Below are 7,773 nucleotides of genomic sequence, written 5' to 3' on the forward strand. Positions count from 1 at the left end.
AGGGGAAGAAGATATATTAAAGCTTGCTCTTGAGGTAGGCCTGGGGAATAAGAATAGTGCGGGTTTCGGAATGGTTGAGCATGTGTCAGATTCGGATCTGAAATAAGGTTTTAATAAAGGGGAGGGACAGATGTTAACAGCTTTAAGGGAACTCGGGAGGCTTAAAGGAAAGAAAAAGTTATACGACGAAATAAGTGCGGATAAGGTAATAGTTCTTGAGTTTGACAAAACCGGAAAATACAAAGGTGTTTATGCTGAAGATTTTAAAGAGGATAAACTTGGTAAGTATTTATACAAGGAAAGTAAGGGAAGTAATCCACCTACCCTTACGCCTACACTCTCATTTACAACACCTCAAAAATCTTTAGGGAACATTTTAAAAGCTTGGAAAAATCTCAGAAAAGTAAACCCCTCACTTCCCGAGCTGAAGTTTGAAAATGCCCAGGAAGAACTTGAAAGGATAATAAAGGATATTCCTAAAAACCGGAAAAAGCTTCTGACGGTAAAGATAGAAGGAAGGTATATCGGGGAAATTCCCGAAGTCGTCGGAGCCTTGAGGATTATTCTCTCGGGTATAGGTTCAAAAAGTTTGGGAAAGGGCGTATGTTCCGTTTGTCTTGAAGAAAAGAAGGTTAGCGGGGAGCTTTCACCCTTTACCTTTTACACAAACGATAAGCCCGGATACATAGCAGGCGGTTTTAACCCTAAAAACGCTTACAAAAACTTTCCCGTATGTCTTGATTGCTACAACGATATGAATCTCGGAAGGGAATTTCTTGAGAAGAATCTTAAGTTTTCCTTCGCAGGTGTAAGGTATTACATAATTCCCGAGTTTTTATTTGCTGATGAAGAGACAAAGCGGGAAGTGATAGACCTTATCACTGAAAAAAGGGATGTAAAAAAATTGAGCAAGGAGGAGAAGAAAGCACTATTTTCAATTGAGGAAGATGCCTTATTTCTTTTAAGTGAACAGAAGGATATACTCACGGTTCATATTCTCTTTCTGCAAAAAAACCAGAAGCAAGAACGCATAGAGTTGTATATACAGGATATCTATCCCTCCAGACTGAAGGAAATATTTAAGATAAAGGAATTTATTGAAAGCAATCTTTCTATCCGCCGGTTCACCTTTGATACGGTTAGAAGATTCTTCCTGAAGGAAGGCAGCAATAACCTCTTTATGCGGGAGCTTCTTTTTGAGTTTGTGGAGAAAATTTTTAAAGGCCTTCCCTTTGACGAAGGTCTACTTATCAGTATTCTTCTTGAGGGAATAAGGAAAAAGCTTGTAGAAGGGGAGGGATACGAATCTCTTATAAAAGAAGCCTTTAGTGTTTATCTCTTTTCAAAATTTAGCACGGGGGATATAAAGATGAGTGAAGTTTCTAAGGATAGCCTTGATGAGTTTTTAAACTCCCTTCCCTCGCTTGATAGCGATATTAAAAGGGCTTTATTCCTTCTGGGGGCTTTAACTCAACGCCTTGTGAATGCTCAAGAGAGGGAAAGAAAGGGTAAAGCTCCGATACTCAAATCCCTGAAAGGTTTGAAAATGAAAGAAAAAGATGTTATGAGGCTATTACCTCTTGTCAGGGAAAAGCTGGAAGCTTATTACTCTTTTGGATACGTGGAGTCTAAACTCTTTGAGAAAGCTTCCGAATACTTTTCAAAGGCTTCATCTCCCTGGAACTTAACAACGGAGGAGATAAACTTCTACTTTGCCCTCGGTATGGGCATGGAGAGGGAAGTAAAGGAAGCTTTAAAGGAGGGAGATAAATGAAGAACAGAAGAGAGTTTTTATTTATTTACGATGTAAGCTGGGCTAATCCCAACGGAGACCCCGGAGACGAAAACAAGCCGAGGATTGACGAAGAGACAGGTATAAACATCGTAACGGATGTAAGACTAAAAAGGTTTATAAGAGACCAGCTGGCGGAAATGGGATATGAGATTTTCTTAAGGGAAGAACGGGACGAAAAAGGAAATCCGAAGACAAAGGAGGACCTTCTAAAGGAATACGATAACAATTACGAGAAAGTCCTTGAAAAATGTATAGACATAAGACTTTTCGGAGGAACTTTTGCGGTTAAAGAAGGAAGAGGAAACTTTACCGGTCCGGTTCAGTTCAAATTCGGAAAATCCCTTCACAGGGTAAAGGTTGAACTCATAAAGGGAACTACCGTTATCCCTTCAAGGGAAGGGGCTCAGCAGGGAACTATGACCGAGTATTACGTAGTTCCCTACTCACTTATAGCCTTCTATGGGGTTGCAAACGAAAAGGCTGCAAAGGATACCAAGCTCAAGGATGAGGACATAGACCTTATGCTTAAGGCAATGTGGTTCGGGGTCAAATCTTCCAACGACGCAATTACCCGCTCAAAGCTCGGACACGAACCAAGACTCCTAATAGAGATTATCTACAACGAGGGAGTTCTCTCCCATATGGGAGAGCTTGATAAACTGGTTTTTATACACTCTAACAAGAGAGATGAGGAAATAAGGGATATAGAGGAGGTTGAGATAGACCTATCCAAGCTAAAGGAGAAAGTTCAAAAGAATAAAGGAAAAATTATGAAAGTTAGGTATAAGCTCGATGACAGAGTAAGGCTAACAACACCGCTAGAAGAGGTATTTGATGGAATAAAGTTAGAAGAGCTGGAGTGGGAGTAATTATGTATCTTTTAGCCTTTGACGTAGTAGGGGATTTCGGACACTTTAGGAAGTTCTTTACCACCTCTTCCCCTCTTACATACCCCTTTCCTCCTCCTCCAACCGTGAGGGGAATAGTTGGGGCTATACTGGGACTTAAAAAAGAAGAGTATCTAAAGAAAACAGAAGATATAAAGCTCGGTATAAGACTACTAAAACCCGTAAAGAAGACAAGAATGACGATTAACTACATATATACAAAGGGAAGCAGCGGAAAGTTTGACCCTACCTTGAATCCCTTAAGGAAACAAGGGAAAACACTCAGAACCCAGGTAAAAGTAGAGTTCTTAAGGAACCCCGCATTTAGGATATATATATCCTGGGAGAATGAAGAGTTATTTACCCGGCTGAAAAATAGGTTGGAAAATCACGAGAGCTATTACACTCTTTCCCTTGGACTTTCGGAGCTTCTCGGGGATTTCTCCTTTGTTGGTATCTTTGAAGCGGAAAAAAGGGAAAGGGCGGAAAAGATAAACACGGTAATTCCCTTAAGCGAAGTTATAGACCTTGACCTTGAAAGACTTGAAGGGAGGGTAGGAAAAGAACGCATACCCGTTTACATGTCCCGGGACAGACAAGTTTTAAGATATGAGGACGTTATCTTTAACGTTGATGGAAAACCTCTATACGGCCGGTTTAAAAACGTTTTGTTTTTAAATAACGGGGAGGTAATTTACCTTTGGGAGTCTCAGAAAAGTCAGGGATATACTCCCACCCGTTTGTTTACATAGAGGACCACATAAACCGATGTATTGAGCTCTGTGAGTTCTTTATTAACGATAAAGCCATAAAGCTTGAAGATAGCTTGAAAAAAGTGATTCTAATTACTACAGCGCTTCACGACTTTGGAAAAACAACAAAGTTCTTTCAAGATTATATGAAGGAAATAATGGAAAAAGGATATGCAAAACCTAATAAACTCTCCGAGCATGCACTACTTTCGGGCGTATACACATACTTTGTTCTTAAAAAATTTACCGACGACGAGCTTTTAGCCTTTTTCGGATACCTTTCCGCAAAAAGACACCACACAAACCCCACAAATATGAGAGTAGAGCTATCTCCGGAAGAAGATGACATAAAAAGACTTAGGAAGCAAGCGGAAACAATAGACGAAGTGAAGGCAAATAAATTTATAAAAAACCTAAATCTTCCGTTGGAAATAAAGAAAAAACTTTACTACAATAAGAAAGATTTTCTTAAGTTCTTGGAAGGACTAAGACAGGAGTTCCGAAAGTTAAGACTCTCCATAAGAAAGAGAAAGAAGGAACTTAAGGATTTCTTCTTATTCCAATACATTTACTCTCTCCTTCTTGACGCGGACAAAACGGAAGCGGGAGCGAAACCCTACAAACCGCAAAGGATAGAAAACATTCCCCTTGAATCTGTTGAACGGTATAAAAGGAAACTGAGGAAAGGAAGACCAATAGACAATTTGAGGGAAGAAGCCTTTAGAGAAGTTCTAAGAAGTTCTCTTGACCTCTCACAGAGAATTTATACCCTTACACTTCCCACGGGTATGGGAAAAACTCTTACAGGCCTTGCCTTTGCCCTTAAACTGAGGAACGAAATAAGGAGAAGGCTCGGATACACCCCGAGGATAATTTATTCCCTGCCCTTCCTAAGCATAATAGACCAGAATGCGGAAGTTATAAAGGAAGTTTTTAAGGAAAATCTACCGGACGGCCTGATTATAAAACATCACCACCTTTCGGAACCCGAGTTCGGCGAGTATGAGTTTGCCATATCCCGACTTCTTACGGAGGGATGGAACGGGGAGATAATAATCACAACCTTCGTGAAACTTTTTGAAACCTTAATCTCCTGGAGAAAAAACTACTCAAGGAGATTCAACAAGCTTGCAGGTTCAATCATTATAATTGACGAAGTTCAAGCACTCCCTTGCGAATACTGGCTCCTTATTAGAGAGGCGGTAAAGGAGTTTTCCGAAAGATTCGGGACTTACTTCATCTTCATGACAGCGACCCAGCCCTACCTCGTTGAAAAGGGAAAGGAGTTAGTAAACAAGGAAAAATATTTCTCAGCCCTTGACAGAATTAAAGTAAACATAGACCTAAAAGAAAAGAAACTTTCTGAATTTATTGAATCAATAAAGCTTGAGGAAGGAAAGAGATACCTATTTATCTTCAACACCGTTAGGGAATCACGGGAAGCTTATAACCTCTTCTCGAAGAAGCTAGGGAAGGAGGTCGGATACCTATCCACTTACGTGGTTCCTTATGAAAGACTTAAACGTATAAGAGAGATAAAAGAAGGTAAGTATTCCATAGTTGTGAGCACCCAACTGGTTGAGGCGGGTGTAGATATAGACTTTGATGTGGTTTACAGAGATTTCGCTCCGCTTGATTCCTTGAACCAGTCAGCGGGAAGATGCAACAGAAATATGGAAAAGGAAAAAGGAGAGTTCAGGGTAGTGAAGCTTATTGATGAGAGAGGAAGAAGCTACGCTTCCTATATATACGATGTAACCCTTCTCAGCGCAACGGAAAACTTATTAAAAGGAAAGAAGATACTAACGGAAAGCGAATTTTTAAAACTTATTGAAGAATACTTTAAGCTCCTATGGGATAAAGTAAGCATGGAACTCTCAAAAAAGATAATTAATGCAGTAAAAGAGTTCAGATTTAGGGATGAAGATATAAGCATAAGCAGTTTTAGGCTAATAAAAGAAGATATATCAAGGAACGATGTATTCATTGAGCTTAATAACGAAGCTCAAAAGGTATGGAGTGAAGCAAAGAGAATTATAAAGGACTTAAGAAGCAGGAAGATAAACATCTTTGAAGCGAAAGAAGCATTTGAAAGGTTAAAACCCCGTTTTTACAACTACGTTATTTCCGTGAGACTTAAAAAGAATATCCCCTTCAAGGATGAGGAGCTCGGAATCTATTACGTTGATAGAAGCTCCCTTGATATTTATTATGACAAAACCTTAGGTTTTAATGAAGAGGGAGAGTATGCAATCTTTTTATGAAATAAACGGAACACTCATATGGTATTACTACATATGCAAAAGAGAAGTATGGTATATAGCACACGGTATAGAAGCGGACCAATCAAGTGATTTCCTTGTCCTCGGAAGACATATACACGAAATCTTTTACAAAGATAGGAAGAAGGAACTTATGATAGACAATAACGTAAAGATAGACATACTTCCCGAGGGAAAAGTAATAGGAGAGATTAAAAAGAGCTCAAAATACCTTAAAAGTGCGATTATGCAGTTGTCCTTTTATCTTTACTATATGAAAAAAGTCAAAGGGGCGGAGTTAAAAGGAGTTCTGCTTATTCCCGAGGAGAGAAAAAGAATAGAAGTAGAGCTTGATAGCGAAAAGGAAAGAGAGCTTGAAGACGCAATAGAAGGGATAAAGAGAATCTTAAGCATGGATAAACCGCCCAAACCTGTAAAAATACCTTACTGCTCAAAGTGTGCCTATAAGGAGTTTTGCTGGGCATGAGAAAACCTACGTATATATTTTCAAGTGGAAGGCTTGAGAGGCGAGAAAACACGTTAAAACTAATAACCGAGGAAGGTAAAAAAGTGCTTCCAATAAATGCAATTTCCGAGATTTACGTTTTCGGTGAAATTGAGCTAAACAAAAGAGTTCTGGAATTCCTATCAAAGGAAGGAATACCCGTTCATTTCTTCAACAGATACGGCTACTACACCGGAAGCTACTACCCAAGGGAGAAACTAAATTCGGGATTAATTACTTTAAAGCAGGCTGAACACTACCTTGATTTTGAAAAACGCTTATACCTCGCAAAGAGCTTTGTTATAGGCGGAATAAACCAGATAATAAAGAATCTGAATTATTATGCAAAAAATAAGGATAAAATCCTTTTTGATTATATCAGGAAGATAGAAGAAACTTCAGAATCTATAAAGGATTTCCAAAGAATAGAAAGTATCATGCAAATAGAAGGAGAAATAAGAAAAATCTATTACGAAGCTTTTGATTATATACTGAATTCTGAAGAGTTTACTTTTGAAAAGCGAACAAAAAGACCGCCGAAGAATCCTATAAATGCTTTAATATCTTTCGGAAACTCTTTGATTTACACTACTATACTCGCTCAAATATACCAGACACACCTTGACCCGAGAATAGGTTATCTTCACGAGACAAACCGAAGAAGTTTTTCGCTAAATCTTGATTTAGCAGAAATATTTAAGCCTTTAATTGTTGATAAGGTTATCTTTACACTAATAAACAGGAAGCAGATTGCATTAAAGCATTTTGAAGAAGAAATAAACTATTCCTACTTAAACGAAAACGGAAAAAAGATATTTATAAAAGCTTTTGAAGAAAAACTTAACACCACATTTAAGTATAAAAATCTCGGAAAAGTATCCTACAAGAAGCTTATAAAACTGGAGTGTTATAAACTGTATAAACATTTTTTGGAGGAACAAATTTACATACCCTACTCGGGGGATTAAAATGTTCGTTATTCTTGTTTACGATGTGAAAGAGGAAAGGGTTCAAAAAGCTCTTAAAATATGTAGAAAATACTTAACTTGGGTTCAAAACTCCGTATTTGAAGGAGAAATAACAGAAGCAAAACTCAGAATATTGATAGACGAGTTAAAGGAAGCCCTTGATGAGTCTTACGACTCCGTTCTTATATACAAGTTCGGAACAAAGAACTACTACGAGAGGTTGAGTATAGGCATAGATAAGCCTTCCCATGATAATATGTTTATTTAGTAATTATTAACAAACTCAAAGGGTTAAAAAAGCCTAAAAATTAGGAAATAAATATTTTACCCTCTTGATTTCCAAATGGTCAATGAACCCCATAAAATTTATATTAGTTCTAACTAACCGAAAGTTTTAAAATTTGAGGTTTTGCTTACAAAATCAATAACTGTGAACCTCCCGGGATTTTGGGGAGATTAGAGGTTCACGGGAAATAAACTCCACTTGACGACTCTTAAAGAATTCTATAAAATTTAAGTGTGGCCGTTGAGCCACAGGGGTTTCTTGTCAACTGAATAAGGTAAGTTATAGGCTGGTTTGTTAGGTGCCTATAAGGGATTGAAAC

The 7,773-nt window shown here is 38.2% G+C and carries 8 protein-coding genes; all 8 read left to right on the forward strand.

Annotation, left to right across the window (positions count from 1 at the left end; genetic code table 11):
- Positions 1–13: 13 nt before the first annotated feature.
- The 8 genes from ACWB1W_RS02120 to cas2 are packed head-to-tail and all read left to right on the forward strand — an operon-like array spanning position 14 to position 7,436.
- Positions 14–106, forward strand: a complete 93-nt coding sequence (locus ACWB1W_RS02120; protein WP_479369756.1) for a CRISPR-associated endoribonuclease Cas6 — start codon at positions 14–16, stop codon at positions 104–106.
- 24 nt (positions 107–130) lie between these two features.
- Positions 131–1,774 carry a TIGR02556 family CRISPR-associated protein gene (locus tag ACWB1W_RS02125; protein ID WP_479369749.1) on the forward strand — a complete coding sequence of 548 codons (1,644 nt, stop codon included), beginning with the start codon at positions 131–133 and terminating at the stop codon, positions 1,772–1,774.
- Positions 1,771–2,664 carry a type I-B CRISPR-associated protein Cas7/Csh2 gene (gene cas7b, locus ACWB1W_RS02130; protein WP_479369750.1) on the forward strand — a complete coding sequence of 298 codons (894 nt, stop codon included), beginning with the start codon at positions 1,771–1,773 and terminating at the stop codon, positions 2,662–2,664. Before ACWB1W_RS02125 ends, cas7b begins: the two co-directional genes overlap by 4 nt.
- 2 nt (positions 2,665–2,666) lie before the next feature.
- Positions 2,667–3,434, forward strand: a complete 768-nt coding sequence (gene cas5b, locus ACWB1W_RS02135) for a type I-B CRISPR-associated protein Cas5b (protein WP_479369751.1) — start codon at positions 2,667–2,669, stop codon at positions 3,432–3,434.
- On the forward strand, positions 3,383–5,698 hold the full coding sequence (cas3, locus tag ACWB1W_RS02140) for a CRISPR-associated helicase Cas3' (protein ID WP_479369752.1): 2,316 nt from the start codon (positions 3,383–3,385) through the stop codon (positions 5,696–5,698). The genes cas5b and cas3 overlap by 52 nt, the downstream gene beginning before the upstream one ends.
- Positions 5,682–6,182: a CRISPR-associated protein Cas4 gene (cas4, locus tag ACWB1W_RS02145; protein ID WP_479369753.1), complete on the forward strand. Its 501-nt coding sequence runs from the start codon at positions 5,682–5,684 to the stop codon at positions 6,180–6,182. Before cas3 ends, cas4 begins: the two co-directional genes overlap by 17 nt.
- Positions 6,179–7,168, forward strand: coding sequence for a type I-B CRISPR-associated endonuclease Cas1b (gene cas1b, locus ACWB1W_RS02150; RefSeq protein WP_479369754.1), 990 nt, complete (start codon positions 6,179–6,181; stop codon positions 7,166–7,168). Before cas4 ends, cas1b begins: the two co-directional genes overlap by 4 nt.
- A gap of 1 nt (position 7,169) precedes the next feature.
- Positions 7,170–7,436, forward strand: a complete 267-nt coding sequence (cas2, locus tag ACWB1W_RS02155; RefSeq protein ID WP_479369755.1) for a CRISPR-associated endonuclease Cas2 — start codon at positions 7,170–7,172, stop codon at positions 7,434–7,436.
- The last annotated feature ends 337 nt before the right edge of the window (positions 7,437–7,773 follow it).

The sequence above is a fragment of the Aquifex sp. genome, assembly GCF_056494385.1.

What these genes read in the sequence shown, in the direction of transcription:
- cas5b (WP_479369751.1), top strand. Translation starts at nt 2,667, where the DNA reads ATGTATCTTTTAGCCTTTGACGTAGTAGGGGATTTCGGACACTTTAGG.
- cas4 (WP_479369753.1), top strand. Translation starts at nt 5,682, where the DNA reads ATGCAATCTTTTTATGAAATAAACGGAACACTCATATGGTATTACTAC.
- cas7b (WP_479369750.1), top strand. Translation starts at nt 1,771, where the DNA reads ATGAAGAACAGAAGAGAGTTTTTATTTATTTACGATGTAAGCTGGGCT.
- cas1b (WP_479369754.1), top strand. Translation starts at nt 6,179, where the DNA reads ATGAGAAAACCTACGTATATATTTTCAAGTGGAAGGCTTGAGAGGCGA.
- ACWB1W_RS02125 (WP_479369749.1), top strand. Translation starts at nt 131, where the DNA reads ATGTTAACAGCTTTAAGGGAACTCGGGAGGCTTAAAGGAAAGAAAAAG.
- cas2 (WP_479369755.1), top strand. Translation starts at nt 7,170, where the DNA reads ATGTTCGTTATTCTTGTTTACGATGTGAAAGAGGAAAGGGTTCAAAAA.